The following is a 24,937-nucleotide window of genomic DNA, read 5'->3' as shown; positions in this document are numbered from 1 at the left end:
GGGAAGGGGAGCCGAGTGTGAAACCAGCGCCGTTCGAGTACCACCGGGCCTACACCCCGCAGGAGGTCGTCGAGTTGCTGCGCGAACTCGGTGAGGACGCGAAGATCCTTGCCGGCGGGCAGTCCCTCGTGCCGATGATGAACTTCCGGTTGGCGCACCCGGCGGCTCTGATCGACATCAACCCCGTATCCGGCCTCGACTACATCCGGCGGGAGGGCGACGAACTGCGGGTCGGTGCCCTGACGCGCCACCGCTCCGTCGAGATCAGCAGGGGAGCGGAGGTCCGCGACGGCTTCGCCGTGCTGCCGCGTGCCGCGCGGTGGATCGGTCACTACCCGATCCGGTCGCGCGGGACCGTCGGCGGCAGCATCGCCCATTCGGACCCCACCGCGGAATGGTGCCTGCTCGCGCGCCTGCACGATGCGGAGATCGTCGTTCTCGGGGAGCACGGCACGCGCACCGTGCCGAGCGAGGAGTGGTTCACCGGGTTCCTGACCACCGCGGCTCTCCCCGGCGAGATGGTGATCGAGACGCGTTTCCGGCGGCCGCGCCGCTGCGCGGCCCTGCTGGAGTACGCGCGGCGCAGGGGTGATTTCGCCATCGCGGCCGCGGGGGTCGCCTTCGACGTCGTCGACGACCGTTGTCAGGACGTCACGATCGTGCTCGGCGGGGTGGCCGGACGGCCGCTGCGCGTTCCCGAGGCGGAGGCGCATGTGCAGGGAGCCGAGCCGGCCGAGTCGACCTGGGCCGAGGCCGCCCGGATCGCCGCGGCCTCGGTCGAGCCGGGGGCCGAGGCGGACGGTGACCACGACTATCGACGGCACCTGGTCGGCACTCTGACCAGGCGTGCCTTCCGCGAGGCGTACGAGACGGGCACCGATGCGGGACCGGTGAGGGGCGTCGCATGAGTGCGGGTACACCGCGAGCGAACGCGGGTGACGCGAAGAGCTGGGTCGGCACCAGGCTTCCTCGCCGGGAGGATCCGCGGATGCTGCGCGGCGCCGCCAGGTTCGTCGACGACGTGCCGCATCCACACGCCTGCCATGTCGCGTTCGTCCGGAGCCCGGTCGCGGCCGGGCGGATCACCGAGATCGGCACTGCGGACGCGAGGTCCGTACCGGGGGTCCTCGCCGTGATCACCTCCGAGGACCTGGGGCATCCGGCGCTGACCGCGGTGCTCGAACGTGCCGAGTTCGTGCCGACGGCCATGCCGTTGCTGGCGCACGACCGGGTGCGCTACGTCGGTGAGCCGATCGTCGCCGTCGTGGCCGAGACGCGGTACATCGCGGAGGACGCGGCCGAGCACGTCTGGTGCGAGATAGCGGAGACCGACCCCGTCCTTTCACTGGCCGACCTGGCCGGAGCCGCGACGTCGGTGCATGCCGAGGCCCCGGACGGGGTCCTCGTGGACCTGCAGATGTTCACCGACGAGCTGCTCGGTGACGCGCTCGCCGGTGCGCCGCTGGTCCTGGAGGAGACCTTTCGCAGTGGCCGGGTCGCCGCGGCCCCGATCGAGGCCCGCGGGTGTCTCGCCGAATGGCAGGCCCGCGACGAGCAGCTCGTCCTGCAAGTCTCGACGCAGGTCCCGCACCAGGTGCGGACGGGCGTCGCGAGCGCGCTCGGTATCGCGGAACGGCAGGTGCGGGTCATCGCTCCCGACGTCGGCGGTGGTTTCGGGCTCAAGTGCGTCGTCGGCCGGGAAGAGGTGGTCGCCGCCGCGATCGCGGCCATGCTGCGCGTGCCGGTGCGCTGGAGTGAGGACCGGCAGGAGAACCTCACCGCCGCGTTCCACGGCCACGAGCAGGAGTACCGCATACGGGCGGGTTTCGACTCCGACGGCAGGTTCGTCGGAGTCGACGCCGACATCGTCTGCAACATCGGCGCCTACTCGGCGTACCCGTTCAGCTGTGGTGTCGAACCGCTGATGGCGGCGACCGAGCTGCCCGGCGTCTACAAGGTGGGCCGGTACGCCGCCCGTGCCCGCGGTTTCGCCACGAACAAGCCACCGACCGCTCCCTACCGGGGTGTCTCCCGGCCGCAGGTCGTGCTGGTGATGGAACGGTTGCTGGACAAGGCGGCCAGGAGGCTGGGCATTGGCCGGGTCGAGATCCGGCGCCGCAACACCATCGGCAGGCACGAATTCCCCTACACCGGACCCAACGGGATCACCTACGAGCTCGGGTCCTATGTGGAGGCTCTTGACCGCTGCGCGGCGGAGGTGCGGCACGCGGGCTGGTGGGAGCGTCGCGACGCCGGCGACGGCCCGCTGCGGGGTATCGGGATCGTCAACTTCTCCGAACGCACGGCGTACGGCACGGCGACGATGGGCCTGCGCAGGATGCAGATGACGCCGGGCTTCGATGTGTCGCACGTCCGGATGGATCCCTCCGGGGACGTCGTGGTCACCAGCGGCACCTGCGGCCACGGCCAGGGGCACGAGACGACCTTCGCGCAGATCGTCGCCGACCGGCTCGGAGTCCACCCGGAGCGCGTCAAGCTGCGGCAGGGCGACACCGACCTGACCAGCTTCGGTTGGGGCACCTGGGGGAGCCGGTCACTGGTGATCGGCGGTGGCTCCGCGGCGGTCGCGTCGCGCAGGCTCGCCGATCAGCTCAAGGTCGTCGCGGCAGAGCTGCTCGAAGCCGGTCCCGGCGACATCGAGCTGGCCGACGGGCACGCGCGGGTACGCGGAGTGCGCGACGCCGGGCTGCCCATCGACGAGATCGCGGCGACCGTGCACTTCCGTTCGCACACGCTCACCCAGCACGAGGACCGGCTGCTGGAGGCGCGCGGTGTGACCGACCCGCCGGGAATGTTCTCCAACGCCACGCACGCCGCACTCGTCGAGGTGGACCGGGGCACCGGTGGCACGCGAGTCCTCGACTACCTGGTGGTCGAGGACTGCGGGGTCGTCGTCAACCCGACGGTGGTCGACGGCCAGGTTCGCGGTGGGGTCGCTCAGGGCATCGCCGCCGCGCTGTACGAGGAGCTGATTTACTCGCCCGAGGGGCAGCCGCTGGCCGGCACGTTCATGGACTACCTCGTGCCGACCGCGAGCGAGATCCCGCCGGTGACCGTTCACCACATCGAAACGCCGTGCGACCTGACCGAGACCGGTGCCAAGGGCATGGGTGAGGGAGGCACCATCGGCGCTCCGGCCGCCGTACTGGCCGCGGTGAACGACGCCCTCAGGGAATACGACGCGGAGATCGACCACATCCCGGTTCGTCCAGCCGACGTCGTGCGAGCACTGCGGCGCGGCGATGCGGCCGACGCCGTCCGGCAAGAGGAGACCGCATGAAGGACCAGCACCTGGTCACCCTGAACGTCAACGGCAGCGAGCACGAACTGGTGCTCGAGTCACGCCGCACGCTCGCGGACACGCTGCGCCAGGATCTCGGCCTCACCGGCACGCACCTGGGCTGCGAGCACGGTATCTGCGGCGCGTGCACCGTCCTGCTCGACGGTGAACCGGTCCGTGCCTGCCTGGTCTTCGGGGTGCAGGCGGACGGGCACGAGGTCCGTACCGTCGAGGGCCTTGCCCGCGGCGACGAGCTCAACGACCTGCAGCAGGCGTTCAGCAGGCACCACGGCCTGCAGTGCGGGTTCTGCACGCCGGGGTTCCTGATGCTGGCCGAGGCCTACCTGTCCACCGGCCCCGAGGCCGACCCCGACGAGGTGCGCGAAGTGGTCTCGGCCAACCTGTGCCGCTGCACGGGTTACCAGGGCATCGTCGAGGCCGTCACCGAGGTCGCCGCCGAGCGCCGTGGAGAGGCGAAGACGGCACATGACTGACACTCCGGGGCCAGGTGCCGCGCAGGTCGGCAGGCGGGTGCCGCGCAAGGAGGACCACCGGCTCCTGGCCGGCGACGCGCGGTTCGGGGCCGACGTGCAGTTCCCGCGCATTGTGCACGCCAGGATGGTGCGCTCTCCGATCGCGCACGGCACCGTGCTCCGCGTCGATGCGGCGGCGGCGCGCGAGCTGCCCGGGGTCGTCGACGTGGTCACGGCCGAGGACCTGCCCGGTGACCCGCACATTCCGGTGCGGCTCGAGGTCGCGGGAACCGACCTCGGCGAGCGCCTGCAACCGGTGCTCGCCGCCCGCACGGTGCGTTACGTGGGGGAGCCGCTCGCCGTGGTGGTGGCAGAGGACCCGTACGTGGCCGAGGACGCCGCCGAGCTGGTGGAGATCGAGATCGATGAGCTGGAAGTGCTGCTCGACGCCGGCCGCGCGCAGGGCGATGACATCGTCGCGGACTTCGGCCTCGGCTACGGGGACGTGGACTCCGCCTTCGAAGGCGCAGCCCACGTGATCGGGATGGACGTCGCGGTGCAGCGGCACTCGGCCGTGCCGATGGAGCCGCGCGCGCTGACCGTCGGCTACACGCACGCCACGGGCTGCCTGGAGATCTTCGGCTCGACCAAGGTCCCGGCCTTCAACCGCCAGGTCCTCGCCGGGCTTCTCGGCGTGGACGAGGCCACCATCCGGATGCACGCGGTCGACGCGGGCGGCGGGTTCGGCGTCCGCGGCGAGTTCTACCCCGAGGACTTCCTGATCCCGTGGCTGGCCCGCCGGCTGCGGCGCCCGGTGTCGTGGGTCGAGGATCGTGCCGAGCACCTGGTGGCGGTCAACCACTCGCGCGAGCAGCGGCATCGCATCGAGGTCGCGGTGGACGACGAGGGCACGATCCTCGGGCTGCGGGACGACGTGCGCCACGACAACGGTGCCTACGTGCGCACCCACGGCGTCATCGTCCCCGAACTGACACTGGCCATGTTGCCCGGTCCGTACCGGGTCCCCGCCTATGCCGGGCGGGTGCGGGTGGCGTTGACCAACAAGACACCGTGCGGCACCTACCGCGCACCCGGCAGGTTCGAGGGCACCATGGCCAGGGAGCAGCTGCTCGATCTCGTCGCCGCCGAGCTGGGCATGGACCGGGTCGAGCTGCGGCGCCGGAACCTGCTGGCGCGCGAGGAGCTGCCGCTCACCCGCGCGATGCACACCCTTGGCACCGACGTGGTCCTGGACTCCGGTGACTACGTGGGACTGCTCGATCGCGCACTGTCCAGAGTGGACGAGCTCGGCTGGCGCGATCTGCTCGCCAGAGGCCGGGCCGAGGGCCGGGTGCTCGGCCAGGGCGTGTCGATGTTCCTGGAGAAGAGCGGACTCGGCCCGCACGACACCGCGGACGTCGAGATCACCAGCACGGGCCGGATCCGCGTCCATTCCGGTGGCACCTCGCTGGGGCAGGGCATCGAGACCGTGCTGGCACAGGTCGTGGCCGACCAGTTCACGGTCTCGGTCGACCTGGTCGACGTCGTCAACGGTGACACCATGCTGCAGCCCTACGGCACGGGCTCGTGGGCGAGCCGGTCGACGGTGGTCGCGGGCAGCGCGGTGCTCGGTGCGGGCCGGGCCGTCGCCGAGCGCGTCCGCGAGCTCGGGGCGCAGCTGCTCGAGGCGCCGCCGGAGGACGTCGAGATAGCCGACGGCGAGGTCCGCATCCGCGGCGCTGCCACGAACTCCCGCAGCCTCGCCGAGGTCTGGCGGGCGGCGCAGCCGGGAAGCCCGTGGCTGGGGGCGGGCGAGCCCGCAGGGCTGTCGGCCCGCCACCGCTTCAGCGTCGACCACATGACCTACCCCTACGGGGCGCACGTGTGCCTGGTCGAGGTCGACCCCGGCAGCGGCGGTGTGACGGTGCTGCGTTACCTCGTCGCCTACGAGGTGGGCCGGGCCGTCAACCCGGCACTGGTGGAAGGTCAGTTGCGCGGAGGTGTCGCGCAGGGGGTCGGCGGTGCCCTGTTCGAGGAGTTCCGCTACGACGAGTCAGGGCAGCCCCAGTCGACCACGTTCATGGACTACCTGATGCCGACCGCGTCCGAGATCCCGCCCGTCGACGTGGTGCTGTGCGAGGACGCGCCCGCGGCCACGAACCCACTCGGTGCGCGGGGAGCGGGTGAGGGAGGGCTGACCGGTGCGGGGGCGGCGCTGGCGAGCGCGGTGAGCGATGCGATCGGACTTCCGGCGATGACCGGGCTCCCGCTCGACCCCGAGACCCTGGTCGCCGCCATGGCGCGGCCCGCCACGGTACGGGATCGGCTCCGCACGGATGGTATATCATGACATCGCCCACGGGAGATGCGCTCTCGCCAGTCGTGAGAGGAGACCAGGCCTTGCGCTCCAGTGCCGTCGGCGGAATCTCCGGCATGCAGTACTCCTCGAAGAGCGACATCGTCTGCGCCATGTTGCGTGAGCTCATCATCAGCGGAGAGATCGCACCCGCGGAGCCCCTTCGTCAGCGGGATCTGGCGGCACGCTTCGGCGTGAGCCAGACGCCGGTGCGGGAGGCCCTGCGCCGGCTGGAGTCCGAGGGCCTGGTCGTCAACGATCCGCATCGGGGCGCCACCGTCCGGGAGTCCCGCAGCGGCGTCGTGGAGGACAACGCACAGATCCGGGCCGCCCTCGAATCGCTCGGCGCGCGGCTCGCGGCGCGTGCGATCAGTGAGGAGCAGCTGAAGGTGTTGCGCCGGCTCAACGACGAGATGAGGACCGTGCCGGAAGGCGACGAGCGCTACGCCGAGCTCAACCGGGAGTTCCACTTCACGATCTACGAGTCCGCGGCGTCGCCGATGCTGCTGTCGATGATGCGCCTGCTGTGGCAGGCGATGCCCGCGGGGCCGCTGGTGACCCGTAGCCACCGCGAGTCCGTGCGACAGCACGACGAGCTGGTGGACGCGCTCGCGGCAGGGGACACCGAGCAGGCGGCCGCGATCACCGAGAAGCACATCCTGGGCACCACCCACCTGGAGTCGGAGATCGCGCACGGCGTCGGCTCGTGAGTGCGCACGCGATTTAGAACTCGCGTGCGCACTCACGAGGTGGGGATGTGGCCCTTCTTCGCGTGCTGCCTGGCGAGGCTCACGAACTGTTCGGCCTTCTCCGTGGGGGCGGTCGTGAGCAGGCTGACGCCGACGAACAGGGTCAGTGACACCAGCAGCGCCCACACACCCGTGCCCTGCCCGAGCCACGTCGTCGACGTGGACTCCAGGTAGACCACAAGGGATCCGCCGGCGATCACGCTGCTGAGGGCACCGGCCGCGGTGCCCCGCCGCCAGAAGAACGTGCCGACGATGGCCGGCACCATGACGAGCAAGCCCGCCGATGCCGAGACCGACAGGATCGCGATCAGGTCGAGCTGGAGCTGGGCGAACATGTACGCCAGGATCGCGATCACCGGGATCACCAGCTTGCCCAGCGCCAGCTGGCTCTTCTCACCGGCGTCCTTCTTCGCGACGGCGTACACGTCGCGGGTGATGAGCGACGACAACGTCAACAGGATCGAGTCGATCGTCGACACCGCCGCGGCGATGATGCCGATCATCACCAGCAGGCCAAGAGCGGTCGGCACGAGGCCGGACGACAGCAACATCGGCGTCGCCAGGTCCCCGGTCTCCAGGCCGGGGAAGCGGATCGCCGCGGCGAAGCCCCACGTGATGGCGACGAGCGTGTAGATGAAGCCGAAAACCATGAAACCCAGCAACATCCTGCGCAGGTCGACCATCGAGCGAGGGGTGAAGAGACGTTGGCTCACCTGCGGGTTCGAGATGCTGAAGAAGATCCACGGCAGTGTCAGCCCGAGGAACGTGCTGAAGCTGAAGAATCCGTTGCCGGGCACGCTCAGCATCCCGGGATGATCACGTTGGAGGGTGCCGAAGAAGGAGGCGAAGCCGCCCAGCCGGTCGATCACGATCAGCACGACCGCGCTCGCGGTGATCACCATGACGATCGCCTGCAGCGAGTCGGTCCATGCGACCGACCGCAGGCCGGCGACCAGGGAGAACACGATGGCCAGCACCGTTGCCAGGATCGTGCCGGACGTGAACGAGACCGCGCCGTCGGTCATGCCCTGCAGAAGGTAGCCGACCCCGGCCAGCTGGACCGCCGCATAGGGAATGAGGAAGAGGCAGCTCGCCACCGCGGTCACGACGGCGACGGACCTGCTGCCGTACCGCCCGCCGAGGAGCTCGGACGGCGTGATGTAGCCGAACTTCTTGCCCGCCAACCAGAATCGGGGACCGAAGACGACCACGAGTGTCACGCCGCACAGGTAGATCAGTTCGAAGCCGAGCGCGCCGACTCCGCCCTGGTACGCCAGCCCGGCAAGGCCGATCAGCATGAAGGCGCTGTAGGTGGTCGCGCTGTAGCTCATCGCGGACACCAGGCCACCCATGTTGCGGCTGCCGAGGAAGTAACCCGACATGCTCTTCTGGCCACCGCGCCGCGACAGGTAGGCCGTTATGCCCGCGAAGACGACATAGATCGCGATGCCCCACCAGATAATCGATGCGTCCACGATCTCAGTCCTCCCATGTGGAGCTGACGATTGCGTTGATCGCGATCACGACTGCCGTGGACAGGATCCAGAAGAGCATGCTGCCGTACCACGCGTCCACGTCGCTGAGGAGCGTGTACGGAACAGCGAAGCTCGCCAGTATGAGTACCAGTACCAACGTCAGCAGCCATCGCGCCCGCCGGTTCTCCATGGGCTTCTCCATGGGTACTGCCCCTTCCAGGAGGCAAGTTGTATACCAAATTTCATCAATCACACCCGAGATCTTCGTCGCAGTCAATAGCCGCGACACCGAAGTTTCGGCTACCCGGTGGCAGGACCTCTCACCGGAGCATGGAGGGGCCGACGAAGGAGCCGGACCATTGGGCACGGCTCAGGAGGAGTCCGGTGCGGACGGAGCGATCGGGAAGCTGCTGTGGAAGACCTGCTCGGGATCGTAGACGGACTTCAGGGTGCGCAGCCGGTCAAGGGTGGATCCCGGAAGGGCGTCCTGAAGCTGCTGTTCCCCGGTTCTCGTCTCGAAACTGAGGTAGAGGCCGTCCAGATGGGGGCGCCTTCGTCGCGTTGATCCGCAGCGCCGCCTCCGACGAGGACACGGCCAAGCGGCTGTTCACAGCGATGCGCGGTCGCAGCCTCGACGCCTATCGGAGTGTGCTGGACGTGCCCGATCTCGAGAACCGGGTCGAGCTGCTTGCCGCCCACCTGATCGGGGTCACCTTCACGCGCCACGTTCTTCGGGCCGGCCCGCTGGCGGCGATGGCTGACGACGAACTCACCCGCTACCTCGCGGACACCCTCCGAACCATCCTCCTCGGCCCTGCCTCGCCGGGGGCGGGGCCGTAGGCGCACAGCGTGGTAGCCGGTGGAATCACACCCCGGCGAAGCCCTTGACCAGTGTCGTCGCGACCTCGTCGAGATAACTGCCCGAGCGGCGGTGCGTGAAGAGGTTATCCGGTTGCCCGATTGACATGACTCGCACGCACGCGCATTCTGGGAGCGCTCCAAACCGCCGGTAGCCGGAGGAACACGGCATGCGACTGTCCAGAGACGGACCGGCTCGTTCGCGATTGCCGTTCGCCGCGGAGCCACAGCCGAGCGTGGCGCCGTAACCGCGACGTGTTCGCTTCAGGCCGCTTGCCTGCTCGGTGGTCTGGTTCGGCTGTTCGATCTCGTTGCCCGTGCCGGATCGTACGGTGGCGTACACAATTATCGTGCGGCAGAAGCCGGAGCGCGCCGGGCGGCCGGACCGGCGTGACCTGAAGCGGTGCCGAAGGAAGGCGGCCGCGCGAAATGCCGAACCGGATGCTGACCTTGGCGATCCGGCGGGCAATGTGCGCCGAAACTCCGGCGTGAGACTCCCGGTAGGAGTCCTTTTCGGTCAACTTGAGCGCACTTTGCAGAATGACAATTGCTTGGTACGGTCCTGCATGGGAGCGCTCCCAGACTCGCCAGGGAGTAACTCTTCTCCGACACCGTTGTCGAGCGGAACAGTAAGGAGCCGGAATGAAGACAGGTTCTCGAACGCGGAGACGCAGCTCGCGTCAGCCGCATCGCTATCTCGCAGGGGTGTCCGCGGCGATGCTGGCGGCCACCGGTCTCCTCGTCGCCGGGGGTGCGCCGGCGACGGCCGCCGAGCGGGTCGACAACCCGTACGAGGGCGCCGAGGTCTACGTGAACCCGATCTGGGCGGCGAACGCGGCCGCTGAGCCGGGAGGTGACGCGGTCGCCGACGAGCCGACCGGTGTCTGGCTGGACCGGATCAGTGCGATCCACGGTAACGACAGCCCGACGACCGGAAGCTTCGGTCTCCGGGACCACCTCGACGAGGCCCTGGCACAGAACGCCGACCTGGTTCAGGTCGTCATCTACAACCTGCCGGGCCGGGACTGCGCGGCGTTGGCCTCCAACGGCGAGCTGGGCCCTGACGAGCTCGGCCGGTACGAGTCCGAGTACATCGACCCGATCGCGGAGATCCTGTCCGAGCCGGCCTATGCCGAGCTGCGGATCGTGACCACGATCGAGATCGACTCGCTGCCCAACCTGATCACCAACGTGGGCAGCAGGGAGACCGCGACCGAGAACTGCGACGAGATGCTGGCCAACGGCAACTACGTCAACGGTGTCGGATACGCGCTCGCGCAGCTGGGCGCGATCCCGAACGTGTACAACTACGTCGACGCCGGTCACCACGGCTGGATCGGGTGGGAGGACAACTTCGAGGCCAGCGCCGAGATCATGTTCGAAGCCGCCAATGCCAACGGCGCGCAGCCGTCGGACGTGCACGGCTTCATCGCCAACACGGCGAACTACAGCGCTCTCGTCGAGCCGCACTTCGATGTCGACGACGTGGTCAACGGGCAGCCGGTTCGGGAGAACTCGAGCTGGATCGACTGGAACAGCTACGTGGACGAGCTGTCGTTCGCGCAGGCGTTCCGGCAGCAGGCGGTGGAGGAGGGCTTCCAGCCCGACATCGGGATGCTGATCGACACCTCGCGTAACGGCTGGGGCGGTCCGAACCGGCCGGACGGGCCGGGACCGACCACGAGCGCGGACGCCTACGTCGACGGCGGGCGGATCGACCGCCGGATCCAGACGGGCAACTGGTGCAACCAGGAGGGTGCCGGCCTTGGCGAGCGGCCGCAGGCGAACCCGGCGTCCGGAATCGACGCCTACGTCTGGATGAAGCCGCCCGGCGAGTCGGACGGCTCCAGCGAGGAGATTCCGAACGACGAGGGCAAGGGCTTCGACCGGATGTGCGACCCGACCTACGGTGGCAATCCGCGTAACGGGAACAACATGAGCGGTGCCCTGCCGAACGCGCCGGTCTCCGGCCACTGGTTCTCCGCGCAGTTCCAGCAGCTTCTGCAGAACGCCCACCCGCCCATCGGCAGTGACTCCGGTGGTCCCGGTGACCCGGGTGACCCGGGTGACCCCGCAGCTGAATGCTCCGTGGACTACGGCGTGCAGAGCCAGTGGAACAACGGCTACGTCGCCCAGGTGACGGTGCGCAACACCAGCGGCTCGAACCTGTCCAGCTGGACGCTGCGCTTCACCAACCCCAACGGCCAGCAGGTCACCAGTTCGTGGAACGCCACCGTGAGTCAGCAGGGCGACCAGGTGACCGCGACCGGCAGCGGATGGAACGGAGGTATCCCCGCGGGCGGCTCGGTGAGCTTCGGCTTCCAGGGCACTCTCACCGGTGCGCACACCACGCCCTCCGGCTTCACCCTGAACGCGTCCACCTGCGACTGATCCGGCGAGTAGGCGAAGACGGGAGTGGGAGCGCCACCGGGTGCGCCCACTCCCGTCCTGCTTTGACAGGGAGTTCCCATGTTGCGACAAGTTCGAACGGCACTGCTGTCGGTGGGGGTCGGCCTCGCCGTTGCCGGACAACTGATCTCACCCAGCTCGGCGGCCACCACCTCGACGGCGCGGGCCGAGGCCACGGTCCCACCGGAACAGCTGGAGATCACCACCACGGCGGTCGCCTCCGGGCTGCAACGCCCGACCGCCATCGCCACCCCCGACGACGGCAGCGGACGCCTGTTCATCGCCGAGAAGCCGGGCACCGTCCGGCAGTACCATCCCGATACCGGGCTCGCCACGCAGCCGTTGCTGGACCTCAGCGACCGGGTCGACACCTCCGGCAACGAGCGCGGCCTGCTCGGCATCGCCGCCTCGCCCGGTTTCGCGGCCGATCACCAGCTCTACGCCGCCTACACGAGCCTTCCCGACGGAGCCGTGACGCTCTCCCGCTTCACGCTCGACCCCGCAGGTGACGCGGCCGGGTCCGAGCAGGTACTGCTCAGCCAGCCACACAGCGAGTACAACAACCACAACGGCGGGCACGTCACCTTCGGCCCGGACGGCCACCTCTACCTGGCCATCGGCGACGGCGGCCACTCCGGTGACCCGTTCGACAGCGGCCAGGACCTCGGCACCCTGCTCGGCAAGATCATCCGGCTGGATGTCAGCGCGCGGTGCGGTGACCGGGCCTACTGTGTCCCGGAGGACAACCCGTTCACCCGGACGCCCGGCGCGCGCGAGGAGATATGGAGCTTCGGCCTGCGCAACCCGTGGAAGTACTCCTTCGACGCCGCCGACGGTTCACTGTGGATCGGCGACGTCGGCCAGGGTTCGTTCGAGGAGGTCAACCATGTGCCGGCCGGGACCGGCGGGCACAACTTCGGTTGGTCCTGCCGGGAAGGTCCCGCCGAGTTCGACGAGGGCCAGTGCCGGTCCGACGCCGAGTACGTTTCCCCCGTCTTCTCCTACCCCAGTACGGAGGGCTGTTCGGTCATCGGCGGACAGGTCTACCGCGGCGAACGGTACGCCGCGCTGGCGGGCGGTACCTACGTCGCCGCCGACTACTGCTCCGCGACCGTGTGGGGCGTGCGGCCCTCGGGTGACGGTTCGTACGACAGTGCCGTGATCGGCACCTTCCCGGTGCAGGTCACCGCTTTCGGCGCGGACGAGGCCGGCGAGCTGTACGTCGTCAACGACCTGCCCGGCCGGCTCCACCGAGTCTCGTTCGAGGCGGCCGAACCACAGCGCGACTGCAGTGTCCGGTACGAGGTGGACAGCGAATGGGGCACCGGGTTCACCGCCTCGGTGACGGTGCGCAATACCGGGGCCACCGCGGTCGAGGAATGGGAGCTGGAATGGGACTTCCCGGCGGGCCAGCGGATCGCCGGAGCGTGGAACACCAGGGCCGCTCAGCACGATGCGACGGTCTCGGCCAAGGGCGTCGAATGGAACCGTGACCTCCCGATCACCGGGACGGTCTCCTTCGGATTCCAGGCCACGCGGGACGGGCCGAACACGGCACCGACCGCGTTCACCCTGAACGGCGCTCCGTGCGTGAACCTGGCGAGCTCGATGGGCTAGCAACCCGGGAGCGCTCCCATTGTCCTCGTCGGACCTCGGACCCACCACGCGAGGGGCCGCCTGCCAACGTCAACCGGCCGCCAGCAGGTTCTGACGCGGCGAATGGGGGCCTGTCCGGCCGGACAGGCCCCCATTCCTTTCCGTCTCAGCCGCAGGGGACGCCGTTCACGGTGAACGAGCCGGGCGGCGGGCTGCCGCCGTGCCGTGTTCCCTGCACGCCGAAGCGCGCCGAGTCGCCCGGTTCGATGGTGCCGTTCCACGCCGGGCTCTTCGCGGTGACGGCCCTGCCGGCCTGGGTCACCTGTGCGTTCCAGGCGCTGGTGACCCGCTGGTCGCCTGCGTATTGCCAGGCCACGGTCCAGTCCCGCATCGGCGCGGTACCGGTGTTGGCCACGACGACCTCCGCCACGAACCCGTCCGCCCACTCGCTCTGCACCCGGTAGGAGACCGTGCAGGAGCTGCCGCCGGGAGGTTGCGCCGTCGCCAGGTCATCGGTGAACGACGCCATCCAGGCCAGTGGCGCGTTCCAGTTGATGGTCACCTCGTTGGTGGCCCAGGACCCGATGTCGTCGATGTAGCAGAGCGCAGGCGCGCAGCCGGCCAGATGCTCGGCGGCGACCGGATCCTGGATGCCGGTGTTCGGTCCGCCCGCGAGCGACCCGGCCGGTGGGTTGGGCAGCGAGGTGTCGAGCTGGTTCGCCCAGAACCGGTGGTGCTGGTTGCGGGCGTCGTGCTCGCCGTAACCGGTCACGTAGGACCGGTTCAGTGGGTTGCGGCCCAGCAGGTAGTCCCAGCCGGTCAGCACCGCGTCGGCGAACTCGCCGCGCCCGGTCAGGTCATGGGCCGTGGCCAGCACGACCATGTTGTTCAGGACCTGGCTGTTGGAGCCCCAGACGTAGTCGTACCCGGCAGGGGCGTACGGCAGGTCGTAGGCCTCGGCGTTCGCGGTCGCGACGTAACGCTGCGCACCTCGCACCACCGCGTCGCGGACGAACGTGAGCCGCTCGGCGGACAGCTCGCTCGGTACCGTGGCCAGGTTCAGCATGCCGAGCGCCGCCACGGATGCCCAGCCGAAGCCGCCGTCGGTGAACACGTCCGCGTCGTGGTGCTCGGAGGAACTGACCTCGGTCCAGTACTCGCCGGAGCCGGTGGTCAGGTACAGCTCCGCCGCGGCCCAGTAGAACTCGTCGGTCACGTCGGTGTCGCTGTAGGCACCACCACCGACACCGTCGTCCGGGTCGGCGTAGCGTGCCGGATGCGCCTTGGCCGCGCCCCACGCCGTCTCGGCCGCGCGGAGGCACCGCGCCGCGAAGTCGGCGTCGTACCGGGCGAACAGCCGGGCACACTGCGCGCCAACGGCGGCGAGGTTCAGCGTCGCCGCCGTCGACGCCGGATGCAGTTCCCGCCGCTCCGGGTCCTCGTGCGGAAGCAGCGGCAGGCCGGTCCAGTTCTCGTCGTGCACCTTGTGATGTGCCATCCCGGCCAGCTCCTGGCCGGTGGGCACCTGCATGCTCAGCAGGAACTCGACCTGCCACCGCGCCTCGTCCAGCACGTCGGGTACGCCGTTGCCCTGCTCGGGAACCGCCAGTGAGCCGTCCCCGAGCCGCGCCGGGTCGGCGCGATCCGCGTGCAGGGTGCGCTCATAGGTGCTCAGCACCTGGGCGGCCGAGATTCCCCCGTTGACGACGTACTTGCCGTGGTCGCCCGCGTCGTACCAGCCGCCGCTCACGTCGAGGGTGTAGTCGCAGACCCCCGGCTGGCAGGGAACTTCGACATCGCCCTGGTTGGGGGGCATCTGGAGGTGCCCGGCCGGCCGGGCGTAGGAGTCACCGACGTACTCCGGTTCGATCTCGACGCCACTTCGCTGGTGGTAGAAGAAGGCGAGCGAGTCGGTGCGCAGGGACGAGTAGATGTCCGCCCGGATGTCGAACGGGTGGCTCGTCTCGCCGTCAGCGGTGAGGGTGTAGCCGGCGCCGCCCCGGCGGTAGTCGCTGAAGTCGATGCGGTGCGTCGACTGGTTCGAGGTGGGGTCCACGCCCTGGGGGCTGCTGGTCCCCTTGTCCACCACCGTGCCGTCGGCATCGGCCAGCTGCCACGTGACGGGCTCCGCCGAGTCGGTCACCAGGTTGGCGTGCTTGGGACCTGCCGGCAGGTAGCCCACCTGGTTCACCCGCACCCGGGGACCGGTGTCGGGCTCGTAGGGCGGGGGCGCCTCGCCGCCACGCAGCGATACGTCGTCGAGGCAGAAGGTCCACGGCTCCGCGCTGCCGCCCACCTGGAAGGCGACCTGACCGGTGTCCGTCGTGAGCGCCGAGGTGAAGCTGTAGCTGAACTGCGTGGCCTCGGCGCCCAGCGCGACCCGCTCCGAGAGCGCCGAGGTGTAGGGCTCGGCGGCGAGCTGCACGTTGGCGCTGATGGTCGCCGGCACGGAGGCGGTCGCGGTGAAGGACAGTTCGTAGGACTCGCCGCCGACAAGCGCGATGTCGTTCTGGCCGATGATGGCGTCCCACGGGTTCGCCGTGTCGCCGGGGACATCGGCGCACAGAGTTCCGTCCAGCACCGTGGCCGGTGTGTTCTCGGTGTGCCACCAGGGCGGTAGCCCCTCGGCGAAGTCACCGTTGCTGACCTGCTCGGCCGGCTGCTGTGCGGCGGCGACGGAGGCAGGCACACCGGCCAGCGGCACGGCCAGTGCCGTGGCGAGCAGTGGAACGAGCAGGTTCGGATTCGGGCGGCGTCTCGATCGGCGCATTTCGGGTTCCTCTCGCTCAGCGGGATGTGCACTGTCGCCACGTCGACCGAAGCCGGAGCCATGGGAGCGCTCCCAGGCGACGCCCTGGGAATTTTCCTCCGGATCGGCGCGGTGTCAACAGGTAACCGACCGGCGGGATCGGCCGGATCGGTCGTTTCACCACGTGCGTGATCGGCCGAGAGGGGCGCCGCGGGGGAATGTCCTTTACGGACAGCCGCCGCGTGTGTGCCGCCGGTGACCGCGCGCGGTCATGTGACACCCCTAACGGGCATGTCGGGGCCGTTTCGTGAGCGTTCCCAGTACGATGTGCCTGGTCGGGGGATCATGAGTCGATCAAGGGGAGTGGGCGGCATGCCGAGTTCAAGCCGGATGCGGACGGCTGGTCGACCGACGCTTGAACAGGTCGCCGCGGAGGCGGGCGTCTCGCGTGGCACGGTCTCCCGGGTCGTCAACGGATCGCTCGAGGTGAGTGCCGGCACGCTCAAGGCGGTACAGGACGCGATCCGGAAACTTGGCTACGTGCCGAACCACGCAGCGCGCAGTCTCGTGACGCGGCGCAGCGACACCGTGTTGTTCGTGGTGTCGGAGTCGGACGCGCGGGTGTTCAGTGAGCCGTTCTTCGCCGCGCTCGTGCGCGGACTCAGCCAGGAACTGTCGATGACGACCCTGCAGTTGAACCTGATGATGGCGAGCACGGCACGACAGCACGAGCGGGTCGAGCACCTCGTGCGCAACGGACATGTGGACGGTGTCGCGCTCATCTCCCTGCACGGCGACGACCCGCTGCCTCGTAACCTGGCGGCCGCGGGCACGCCCGTGGCGCTCAGCGGCAGGCCGATGTCCGATATGGATCACGTTCCGTACGTCGACGCCGACAATCTCGGTGGCTCCCGGGCCGCGACCGAGTACCTGTACCAGCAGGGCCGCCGCCGCTTCGCCACGATCACCGGGCCGCAGGACATGGCCGCTGGTATCGACCGGCTCGCGGGCTTCCGCTCGGCGTTGAAGGGGCGGCGTGGCGTGACCCGGCGGGTGGCCCAGGGCGACTTCGGCCAGGCGAGTGGTGAGCACGCGATGCGCGAGCTCCTGACCGTGGATCCCGAGATCGATGCCGTGTTCGCGGCGAGTGACCTCATGGCGGCCGGCGCCCTGCGTGCGTTGCGCGCCGAGGGCCGCCGGGTGCCCGACGACGTCGCGCTGGTCGGCTTCGACGACTCGGACGTGGCACGCAACACCGAGCCCTCGCTGACCAGTGTGCGGCAGCCGGTGCACGAGATGGGCCGGGAGCTCGCCAGGCTACTGATGACCCAGATCGACCGGCCAGGGCAGAGGCTTCCGCCGGCGATCCTGCCGACCGAGCTGGTGCGCCGCGAGTCGGCGTGACCGGCTGGTACCCCGGCGTGCGCGCGTAGGGTCCGGTCAGTCGTCGTCACCGCCGAGGAAGGCGTCCACGGCCTTGGCGGTGGCCTCCGGCGGGATGCCGTGGTCGGCCCCGCCCGGCACGTCGACGTACCGCGCACGGGCCAGGTGCCCGGTCAGCGTCCGGGCGGCGTCGCGCAGTCCCGGCCAGGAGTCGTTGCTGCTGAGCACGAGGGTCTCGATGCCGAGCCGCGCCATCGGCGCGATGGGCAGGTTCGGCGCCCTGGTGATCGCCGCGTCGTACACCACGGTCTGTGCGACCGCTCGAGTCTGGACCACATGGGTGACCGCCGGATCTCCTCCACCGTGTGGGCCGGGAGGCCGATGCCGTCGATCTGCATGGTCGCGACGGCGTCGCCGGGCCTGCCGTCGGCGATCAGCGCGGCCAGCCGTTCGGGGAGGTCCTCCGGCCCGGGGCGGGCGAGGCCGCCGATGGCGAAAGGCGGCTCGTACAGTGCCAGCCGGGTGATGCGGGATCCCGCGACGGCGGCCCGCAGTGCCAGGATCGCGCCCGAGGAGTAGCCGAACACCGCGGCCTCGCCGCCCTCGGCCGCGATGACCGCGTCGAGGTCCTCGATCTCGCGCTGGACGTCGTATGTCGCGGCGTCGGCCGGGGTGATCGCGTCACCGCTGCGGCCGCGGCCACGCCGGTCGGGACAGACGACCGTGTAGCGGTCCTCGAGCTGCTCCGCCAGCGGCGCGCACGTCGTGGCGTCGTTGAAGGCGCCGGGCACGAAGACGACGACCGGGCCGCTGCCCGCCCGGTCGTACGCGATGGTGGTGCCGTCCGCCGAGGTCACGGTCTGCATGGCTAATCTCCTTCACCGATGGGTCGGTCCACCCGGTCGACGTACGGCACGGCCGGTGATGGACAGCCATCCGCGAGAGATTGTCCGCGAACCGGGTGTCCATCGGCGGCGGTTCCGTACGTCGGAGAGGTGACGGCCGGTACGAGAGGAGAGGCGCATGCGATACCTGCTGATGATCAGCGCGGACGAGACAGAGGTAGACGAGGTGCCGAACGAGGAAGGCATGAGGGCCTTCACCGCCTGGATGGACGACCTCGTGGAACGGGGCGTGATCCGCGCGCACGAGGGGCTGCAGCCCAGCCGGACGGCGACGACCGTACGAGTGCGCGGCGACGAGGTACTGCTGACGGACGGGCCCTACATCGAGGCGAAGGACCAGATCGGGGGCTTCGCGTTGATCGAGGTCGATGACCTGGACGAAGCGGTCGAGATCGCCGCGGGACATCCCGCCTGCTCGGTCGGGCAGGTCGAGATCCGGCCCCTGCGCGAGCCATGACCGATGTCGCCGGGGCCGTCGCGGCCGCGTTCCACGAGGAGTGGGGGCGGCTCGTCGCGACACTCATCGGCCGCACCGGTGACTGGGACCTGGCCGAGGAATGCACGCAGGAGGCATTCACCCTCGCCTGGCGGACCTGGCCGCGTGACGGCGTGCCCGACCGGCCCGGCGCGTGGTTGCTCGCCGCCGCCCGCAACCGGGCGGTGGACCGGTTGCGCCGTGAACGGGTGGGTGAGGCCAAGCTGAAGGAGCTTGCGGTGATCGGTGACTCCGGATCGCGGGAGCCGGATCTCGACGCCCTCGACAGCGGCGTCGAGGACGAGCGGCTGCGGCTGATCTTCACCTGCTGTCACCCGGCGCTCGCGTTCGAGGCGCAGGTGGCGCTCGCGCTACGGACGCTCACGGGGCTGTCGACGGCCGAGATCGCCAGGGCGTTCGGGGTGCCCGAGGCGACCATGGCCAAGCGCCTGGTGCGTGCCAAGCACAAGGTCCGGGACGCCGCGATTCCCTACCGGGTGCCGCCCGCGCACCGGCTGCCCGAGCGGATCCGCGCTGTCCTCGGAGTCGTCTACCTGCTCTTCAACGAGGGTTACGTGGCCACGTCCGGCGCGGACCTGCACCGCCCGGTGCCGGCGCTGGAGGCGCTGCGGCTGGCGGCACTGCTGGTCGAGCTTGTGCCGGACGATCCGGAGGTGCGTGGACTGAATGCGCTGATGCAGCTGCAGCATGCGCGGTCCGCGGCGCGGGTGTCCGCGGACGGGGTCCTCGTGCCGCTGGAGGAGCAGGACCGTACGTTGTGGGATCGTTCGCTCATCGCGGCGGGCCTCGCGGAGCTGCGGCGTGCCGCACTGCGGGAGCAGGTCGGGCCGTACCAGCTGCAGGCGATGATCGCGGCCTGTCACGTGGCCGCGGCGTCCGCAGTGGACACCGACTGGGGGCGCATCGTCGAGCTGTACGACGCACTCCTGGCCCAGGTGCCCTCGCCCACGGTCGCGCTGAACCGGGCGATCGCTGTGGCGATGCGGTCGGGCCCGGAGGCGGGGCTGGGTCTGCTGGACGACCTCGCCCGGGACGGCGGTCTGGAACGCAGCCACCTGCTGCCGGCCGCGCGGGCGGACCTGCTGCGCAGGCTGGGGCGGTCCGGTCCGGCCGCCGAGGCGTACCGGGTAGCGCTCGGACTTACCTCGAACGCGGCGGAGCGCGCGTATCTGCGGCGCCGCCTCCACGAACTCGGTTGATGCCGAGCGGTGAGCCGTCGATGCGAGCCACTCGACGTCATCGATTCCGATGTGATCCTTGTCGGGAAGCGCCGCAGGGAGTACGACTCGGCGGCGTTCTACCGAATGGTGCGCCGCTGACCGTGGACGTTCTCCCTCGCCGGAGAGTGAGCGCCTTGGCGCAGGTCCGTCCGACCGCTCGTGCGTTGCTCGGTTGTTGTCGCCGCTGTTCCAGGATGGCCGGTGAGGGGTATCCCGATCCGCAGCGGGTGTATACAGACGGGAATGCCGTTGCGTTGCCGCCACAGGCCGGTGCCGAACGTCTCGCCGTTACGTCTGGTAGTTACTTCGAACTCTCCGACAGCGAAAACTCTGACTGGGCAGACGATGCACGGCACCCGTGGTGTTCAAACGGACTCGTGGTTCTTCTGCACATACTGGTACTGTTCCTCGAACATTCGATCGAAGAGGTCGAAAACGTCGTCGACGATCTTCAACGCGCGTCTTTCCTGTTCGTTGGTGAGCGATACTCTCGCTAGTTCGGTTTCAACGTCGTCGGTGCCCATGGCATGACCGGTCTCCAGTTCGCAGTGCTCGTCGCCGAAGTACCGGAGCGTGTGCCCGGTTTGCTGTTCATAGTCATGTGCTGCTTGCCGGAACGCGCCGAAGGCGACGGCGCCGGTTCCCTCGATTGCTTCGACCATGACCAGGGTCATGACGGAGCCCAGGCCGGCGGCCAGGCTGATCAGTTCGTAGCTGACCCTGCGGCTGTGCTGGGAGTCGTCACTCCACAGGGCCGACATCAGGGTGGTCGGCGTTGTGTTCCCGTCGAACCCGAGGGTCCTGAGATCGTCGAGGAACATCTGCCAGTGGTTGGCGTCCTCCTCGGTGTGGTTGTTGATGATCTGCTGCACCAGGTCGGTTCTGTCGACGTTACGCAGGACGTACTTGTTGAGATCGGAGAAGGTCATCACGAAGTGCGCGATATTCAGTGAGAAGGACAGCCGTTCACCCGGAGAGACACTCCTGTCGGTCATGAAGGAGATGAGTGGATTTTCGGACAGATCCAGCTGGCATTTCTGGATCCGGTCGTCAACGGCCTGCATGACGTTCTCCTCGTGGTTACGTGATGCGGAAAGGCGATGTTCAGCCCGATCCACCGTAACCACGGAGGTGGACCGGAAAGCAAGCATGCGCGGGGATGGATGTGTTAAAACGACCGTGATGTTTAGAATCGGTTCCTGGTCCGCTTGGCCGAGTCGCCGACGAATTGCTGAGAGCTTTCCTGCACGGTGCCGAGCCGCGGCAGCCGGCGCCCGCGAGTGCCACGGTCCCGCGCGCGGTCCACAGGAGGATCGGTGGCGACCCCAGCCGACCGGCTTGTCGTGGCCGGGCACGGGTGGCCTGTCCGGTCCAGCGCCGACCGTCTCGCCCGACAGCTGTTCGGACGGTGCAGGCGGTCGCGCCGGTGCACCACGCGGCGGCCGGGCCGCGCGGGCCTGCGCCGCGCATCACCTGCCTTCCGCGACCGGCCGCGATGCGCGACAATCCGTCACGTGCTGACCGCCGAGATGCGTTTCCGGGGGCCGCGGGGGCTCGTGGAGATGGGCTCCGCGGTCTCGCAGGCCCTCGTCCCGCAGCGGCTGACGGCCGAGGCCGGCCGGTTCCGTGCGGTGGTGACCGCGGTCGGTCTGGGTGAGGTCCGGGCGGTGCGGGCCGCGGCGGCGCCGCTGCGCGCGGTCCGTGCGGTCCCGCGGGGCTCCGACGGCAGCCTGTTCGTGCTCCTGGGCCTGGGTGCACGCGGCGAGATCACGCATGCGGGCGGACGTGCGCCGGTCGACCCCGGGCACGACCGGGGAGGCGATCGGGGAGCTGGTGCGGCGCCTGGGAGTGGAGTCGGTGGCTCGCGAGACGCCGACCTGGCTGTCGCCGAGGCGGCCTTCGCCAGGATGACGCCCGAGCCACTGGCCCGCACGGCCGAACCGGTGGACGTGGCCGGGTTCGACGGGCTGCCCATCCCACGCTCCTTCCTGCACGCGGTCGACGACAACGCATTTCCGGCGCACGAGTTCACCTGGCATCCCGGCCAGTCGCGAAGGCTGGGTCGGTTCCGGCTGGTGCGGATGGCCGGCGGCCACGAGGTGCTGTTCACCGACCCTGCCGGGCTCGCCGCGAGGCTGGTGGAGGCAGGTCGTGACTGAGGCCGCCACCCTGCTCGACGGCACGATCGCCGAGGCGGCGGCCGCCGTGCGCACGGGCACCGTGAGCCCGGAAGCCCTCGTCGAGGCCGCGCTCGAACGCATCGCCGAACGCGATCCGCGGATCAACGCGGTGGTCACCCTGGATGCCGGCGCGGCACTGGCGGCCGCCCGGTCGGGGCCGGCCGGAGGACCGCTGTGCGGGGTGCCGTTCCTGGTCAAGGACCTGCACGCCGAGGTCGAAGGGCTCCCGCTCGCCAGGGGAAGCCGGCTGTTCGAGGATGCACCGTCGCCCGGCACGTCCACGATCGTGAGCCGGTTGCGCGCGGCAGGCGGCGTGGTGCTGGGCCGCACCAACAGCCCCGAGTTCGGACTCAACATCACCACCGAGCCCCGGCTGTGGGGGCCGACGCGCAACCCACACGATCCGGTGCGCTCGGCAGGCGGATCCAGCGGTGGATCGGCCGCGGCGGTCGCCGCAGGCATGGTGCCGTTCGCCCACGCGACCGACAGTGGCGGGTCGATCCGGATTCCGGCGGCGTGGTGCGGGCTCGTCGGGTTCAAGCCCTCGCGTGATCTCAACCCGCTGGGCCCGTTCCGGCACGACGGCTGGGACGGCCTGGGACACGAGCACGCCCTCACCCGGACCGTGCTGGACTCCGCGCTCCTGCTGGCCGTGACATCGGGCGCGGCGACGGGCGACGCGCGTCCCCGGCCGCCGCTGCGGCTCGCCGACCTGCCCGCACCGGGAGTGCTGCGCGTCGGGCTCGTCGAGGCGACCGCGGACGGCACTCCGGTGCACCCGGCGTGCCGCTCCGCCGTGCTGCGTGCCGCCGCCGACCTGCGCACCGCCGGGCACGAGGTCGTGCCGCTGGCGCTGCCCGCCGAGGCCGCCGGGCTCGGCTCGGTGCTGGGGGCGGTCATCGCGGGAAACGTGGCGGCGCTGGTGCGGCAACGAGAAACCGAGCGTGGGCGCCCCGCCGGCGAGGACGAGCTGGAACCGGCGGTAGCCGACCTGGTGGAGCGGGGCAGGCGCATGTCCGCGGCCGACCACGTCGACGCGGTGGCCGCGCTGCATCGGCTCGGCCGCCGGCTGGCCGTGGCGTTCTCCGTCGTGGACGTGATCCTCACCCCGACCACCGCGCAGCCGGCGCCGCCGGTCGGTGTGTTGCACACCGACCGGCCCGCGGCGGAGCTGTTCGCCGAGATCGTCCGGATCGCGCCCTTCACCGGCCTGTTCAACGTGACCGGCGGCCCGGCACTGAGCCTGCCCTACGGCGACGACGACGGCGTACCGCTCGGGGTGCAGCTCGCCGCGGCGAACGGGCAGGACGCGACGGTGCTGCGCCTGGCACACGCCCTCGAACGGGCCCGGTAGCCGGGGGCGTGATTGTCCACTCCGGACGGGCGATGGCCGGAACCTCGCTGGCCGGCCTCCCGCGGCTCAGCGATCGGTGCTCCCCGAGGTGGCGGCGGGAGTCGCGGCCTTCGCCGTTCGGGCGCCGCCGGGGCGCAGCCCCCGGACCGCGGCGCCGCCGAGGACGACGATGACCGCCACGAGGAGGTACACCTGGGTGGGACTCCAGCTGGCGTCGAGCAGTTGCCCGATGAGGACCGGCGACAGGATCGCGCCGATACGGCCGATGCCGATGGCCCATCCGACGCCGGTCGCGCGAACGGACGGAGCGTAGATCGACGGCGTCAGGGCGTACAGGCCCGCGATGCAGCCGTTGATGAACAGCCCGATGAGCACGCCGACGCCGAACGCGGCCGCGAGTCCGGACGTGGCCGGGACGAAGGCGGCGAGCAGCACGGCCGTCAGCAAGGTGTAGGCGACCAGCACGTTCCGCAGCGCGAAGCGGGTCGCCAGCAGACCCAGCAGGGTGGTGCCGAAGATCCCGCCCAGGTTGAGCAGCACACCGCCGGTGATGCCTTCCGTTGTGGACAGACCCGCCTCCACCAGAAGCTTCGGCGTCCAACTCGTCACGAAGTAGAACCCGAACATGATCATGAAGAAGCCGGCCCAGGTCAGGATCGTGTTCCGGCGCATGTCCGGGGACAGGATGTGCTGGAGCTTGCCCAGGGCGCGCCGCCGCGCCGGGGTGTCCACCGCCGGCATGGCCTCCACCGTCGGCTGGCGCATCGAAGCCAGCAGCCTGTTGAGCCGGGGGAGCGCACCGGCCGACCGCTGGGTCAGCAGGAAGTCCAGCGATTCCGGCAGGCGCCACAGCACGGCCGGGATCAGCAGCGCGGTCGCGATGGCGCCGAAGAGGAACACGGAGCGCCATCCGCCGTCCTGCTGGAGCACGGCGGCGACGACCCCGCCGGCGGTGGCGCCGATGGCATAGCCGGTCGAGTTGAGACTCACCGCGAGCCCGCGCCAGCGTGCGTTCGCATACTCCGCGGCGATGACGTTGCTGCTCGCCAGGATGCCCCCGATGCCGACTCCGGTCAGCAGCCGGGTCAGCCCGAGCTGGGTCGCGTCCTGGCTGGCCGCGGACAGGAACATGCCACCCGAGGAGACCACCAGGCAGATCAGGATCATCGCGCGGCGGCCGATCCGGTCCGCGAACGGGGCGAGAAACATCGATCCCAGTGCCATTCCGACCAGTCCGGCGCTGAGCAGCAGCCCGAGTTGCGACGCGGAGATCTGCCATTCGTCCGACACCCCGCTCGCGGTGAACGCCATGACCAGCACGTCGAAGCCGTCGAGGACGTTGAGCAGGACACAGATGCCGACCGCGGACCACTGGAAGAACGACATCGGACTCGCGTCGATGCGCTCCCGAAGTTGAATGCTCATGTCTGCCT

Annotated in this window: 21 protein-coding genes and 1 pseudogene; 13 read left to right on the top strand and 9 right to left on the bottom strand. The window is 69.9% G+C overall.

The genetic code is table 11. The features are described 5' to 3' along the window. Nucleotides 1–17 precede the first annotated feature (17 nt). Genes JAP66_RS27200 through JAP66_RS27180 form a run of 5 tightly spaced genes read left to right on the top strand, consistent with a single transcriptional unit; the run spans nucleotide 18 to nucleotide 6,840 of the window. Nucleotides 18–908, top strand: coding sequence for an FAD binding domain-containing protein (locus JAP66_RS27200; RefSeq protein ID WP_199434698.1), 891 nt, complete (start codon nucleotides 18–20; stop codon nucleotides 906–908). After that, complete coding sequence (locus JAP66_RS27195; RefSeq protein ID WP_199434697.1) at nucleotides 905–3,301, top strand: xanthine dehydrogenase family protein molybdopterin-binding subunit; 2,397 nt, start codon at nucleotides 905–907, stop codon at nucleotides 3,299–3,301. The genes JAP66_RS27200 and JAP66_RS27195 overlap by 4 nt, the downstream gene beginning before the upstream one ends. Further along, entirely contained in the window at nucleotides 3,298–3,795 is a 498-nt protein-coding gene (locus tag JAP66_RS27190) for a (2Fe-2S)-binding protein (protein ID WP_199434696.1), read from the top strand. The genes JAP66_RS27195 and JAP66_RS27190 overlap by 4 nt, the downstream gene beginning before the upstream one ends. After that, complete coding sequence (locus tag JAP66_RS27185; RefSeq protein WP_199434695.1) at nucleotides 3,788–6,124, top strand: xanthine dehydrogenase family protein molybdopterin-binding subunit; 2,337 nt, start codon at nucleotides 3,788–3,790, stop codon at nucleotides 6,122–6,124. The genes JAP66_RS27190 and JAP66_RS27185 overlap by 8 nt, the downstream gene beginning before the upstream one ends. Nucleotides 6,125–6,174: 50 nt before the next feature. Continuing rightward, complete coding sequence (locus JAP66_RS27180) at nucleotides 6,175–6,840, top strand: GntR family transcriptional regulator (protein ID WP_235999559.1); 666 nt, start codon at nucleotides 6,175–6,177, stop codon at nucleotides 6,838–6,840. A 32-nt stretch (nucleotides 6,841–6,872) separates the two neighbouring features. Here the strand turns inward: JAP66_RS27180 and JAP66_RS27175 are convergent, their stop codons facing one another. The 3 genes from JAP66_RS27175 to JAP66_RS33345 all read right to left on the bottom strand — a co-directional run bounded on the left by JAP66_RS27175 (nucleotide 6,873) and on the right by JAP66_RS33345 (nucleotide 8,895). Next, complete coding sequence (locus JAP66_RS27175) at nucleotides 6,873–8,354, bottom strand: sodium:solute symporter family protein (RefSeq protein WP_199434694.1); 1,482 nt, start codon at nucleotides 8,352–8,354, stop codon at nucleotides 6,873–6,875. 4 nt (nucleotides 8,355–8,358) lie between these two features. After that, on the bottom strand, nucleotides 8,359–8,556 hold the full coding sequence (locus JAP66_RS27170; RefSeq protein WP_199434693.1) for a hypothetical protein: 198 nt from the start codon (nucleotides 8,554–8,556) through the stop codon (nucleotides 8,359–8,361). Nucleotides 8,557–8,724: 168 nt separating this feature from the next. Next, nucleotides 8,725–8,895 (bottom strand): BBE domain-containing protein, encoded by a 171-nt coding sequence (locus JAP66_RS33345; RefSeq protein WP_372449014.1) that lies wholly within the window; start codon nucleotides 8,893–8,895, stop codon nucleotides 8,725–8,727. A gap of 5 nt (nucleotides 8,896–8,900) precedes the next feature. Here JAP66_RS33345 and JAP66_RS27165 point away from each other — a divergent pair. Next, nucleotides 8,901–9,194: pseudogene (locus tag JAP66_RS27165) on the top strand (TetR/AcrR family transcriptional regulator); the annotation flags it as partial. A gap of 25 nt (nucleotides 9,195–9,219) precedes the next feature. Here the strand turns inward: JAP66_RS27165 and JAP66_RS27160 are convergent. Further along, nucleotides 9,220–9,555 (bottom strand): hypothetical protein, encoded by a 336-nt coding sequence (locus JAP66_RS27160; RefSeq protein ID WP_199434691.1) that lies wholly within the window; start codon nucleotides 9,553–9,555, stop codon nucleotides 9,220–9,222. A gap of 362 nt (nucleotides 9,556–9,917) precedes the next feature. On the opposite strand from JAP66_RS27160, the gene JAP66_RS27155 reads away from it, so the two are divergent. Both JAP66_RS27155 and JAP66_RS27150 read left to right on the top strand, forming a co-directional pair. Then, the gene (locus JAP66_RS27155; protein WP_307849737.1) at nucleotides 9,918–11,603 is read left to right on the top strand and encodes a glycoside hydrolase family 6 protein; all 1,686 of its coding nucleotides are present in this window, start codon (nucleotides 9,918–9,920) and stop codon (nucleotides 11,601–11,603) included. A gap of 78 nt (nucleotides 11,604–11,681) precedes the next feature. Then, nucleotides 11,682–13,238 (top strand): PQQ-dependent sugar dehydrogenase, encoded by a 1,557-nt coding sequence (locus JAP66_RS27150; RefSeq protein WP_199434689.1) that lies wholly within the window; start codon nucleotides 11,682–11,684, stop codon nucleotides 13,236–13,238. Between the two features lie 145 nt (nucleotides 13,239–13,383). On the opposite strand, the gene JAP66_RS27145 is transcribed toward JAP66_RS27150, so the two are convergent. Continuing rightward, nucleotides 13,384–15,987 (bottom strand): glycoside hydrolase family 9 protein, encoded by a 2,604-nt coding sequence (locus JAP66_RS27145; RefSeq protein WP_199434688.1) that lies wholly within the window; start codon nucleotides 15,985–15,987, stop codon nucleotides 13,384–13,386. Between the two features lie 351 nt (nucleotides 15,988–16,338). Here JAP66_RS27145 and JAP66_RS27140 point away from each other — a divergent pair, with 351 nt between their 5' ends. Further along, the gene (locus JAP66_RS27140; RefSeq protein WP_199434687.1) at nucleotides 16,339–17,370 is read left to right on the top strand and encodes a LacI family DNA-binding transcriptional regulator; all 1,032 of its coding nucleotides are present in this window, start codon (nucleotides 16,339–16,341) and stop codon (nucleotides 17,368–17,370) included. Between the two features lie 36 nt (nucleotides 17,371–17,406). On the opposite strand, the gene JAP66_RS32455 is transcribed toward JAP66_RS27140, so the two are convergent. After that, nucleotides 17,407–17,577: a hypothetical protein gene (locus JAP66_RS32455; protein WP_235999551.1), complete on the bottom strand. Its 171-nt coding sequence runs from the start codon at nucleotides 17,575–17,577 to the stop codon at nucleotides 17,407–17,409. Next, on the bottom strand, nucleotides 17,523–18,215 hold the full coding sequence (locus tag JAP66_RS27135; RefSeq protein ID WP_235999550.1) for an alpha/beta fold hydrolase: 693 nt from the start codon (nucleotides 18,213–18,215) through the stop codon (nucleotides 17,523–17,525). Before JAP66_RS27135 ends, JAP66_RS32455 begins: the two co-directional genes overlap by 55 nt. Nucleotides 18,216–18,372: 157 nt before the next feature. Here JAP66_RS27135 and JAP66_RS27130 point away from each other — a divergent pair, with 157 nt between their 5' ends. Both JAP66_RS27130 and JAP66_RS27125 read left to right on the top strand, forming a co-directional pair. Continuing rightward, a complete protein-coding gene (locus JAP66_RS27130) occupies nucleotides 18,373–18,711 on the top strand; it encodes a YciI family protein (RefSeq protein WP_199434686.1) in 339 nt (112 codons plus the stop codon). Beyond that, nucleotides 18,708–19,949 (top strand): RNA polymerase sigma factor, encoded by a 1,242-nt coding sequence (locus JAP66_RS27125; RefSeq protein ID WP_199434685.1) that lies wholly within the window; start codon nucleotides 18,708–18,710, stop codon nucleotides 19,947–19,949. Before JAP66_RS27130 ends, JAP66_RS27125 begins: the two co-directional genes overlap by 4 nt. 386 nt (nucleotides 19,950–20,335) lie before the next feature. On the opposite strand, the gene JAP66_RS27120 is transcribed toward JAP66_RS27125, so the two are convergent. Continuing rightward, a complete protein-coding gene (locus tag JAP66_RS27120) occupies nucleotides 20,336–21,034 on the bottom strand; it encodes a hypothetical protein (RefSeq protein ID WP_199434684.1) in 699 nt (232 codons plus the stop codon). 450 nt (nucleotides 21,035–21,484) lie between these two features. Here JAP66_RS27120 and JAP66_RS27115 point away from each other — a divergent pair, with 450 nt between their 5' ends. Both JAP66_RS27115 and JAP66_RS27110 read left to right on the top strand, forming a co-directional pair. Beyond that, nucleotides 21,485–22,129 carry a hypothetical protein gene (locus JAP66_RS27115; RefSeq protein ID WP_199434683.1) on the top strand — a complete coding sequence of 215 codons (645 nt, stop codon included), beginning with the start codon at nucleotides 21,485–21,487 and terminating at the stop codon, nucleotides 22,127–22,129. After that, nucleotides 22,122–23,504, top strand: a complete 1,383-nt coding sequence (locus tag JAP66_RS27110; RefSeq protein ID WP_199434682.1) for an amidase — start codon at nucleotides 22,122–22,124, stop codon at nucleotides 23,502–23,504. The genes JAP66_RS27115 and JAP66_RS27110 overlap by 8 nt, the downstream gene beginning before the upstream one ends. A gap of 66 nt (nucleotides 23,505–23,570) precedes the next feature. Here JAP66_RS27110 and JAP66_RS27105 read toward each other — a convergent pair whose 3' ends face one another. Further along, nucleotides 23,571–24,929 carry an MFS transporter gene (locus JAP66_RS27105; RefSeq protein ID WP_199434681.1) on the bottom strand — a complete coding sequence of 453 codons (1,359 nt, stop codon included), beginning with the start codon at nucleotides 24,927–24,929 and terminating at the stop codon, nucleotides 23,571–23,573. Nucleotides 24,930–24,937: the final 8 nt, after the last annotated feature.

Origin of the sequence: Qaidamihabitans albus, assembly GCF_016464705.1 — a bacterium.
GTDB classification, from domain to species: Bacteria; Actinomycetota; Actinomycetes; order Mycobacteriales; family Pseudonocardiaceae; genus Qaidamihabitans; species Qaidamihabitans albus.
The sequence above is the reverse complement of the archived record's forward strand: the minus strand, read 5'-3'. Positions and strand labels throughout refer to the sequence as shown.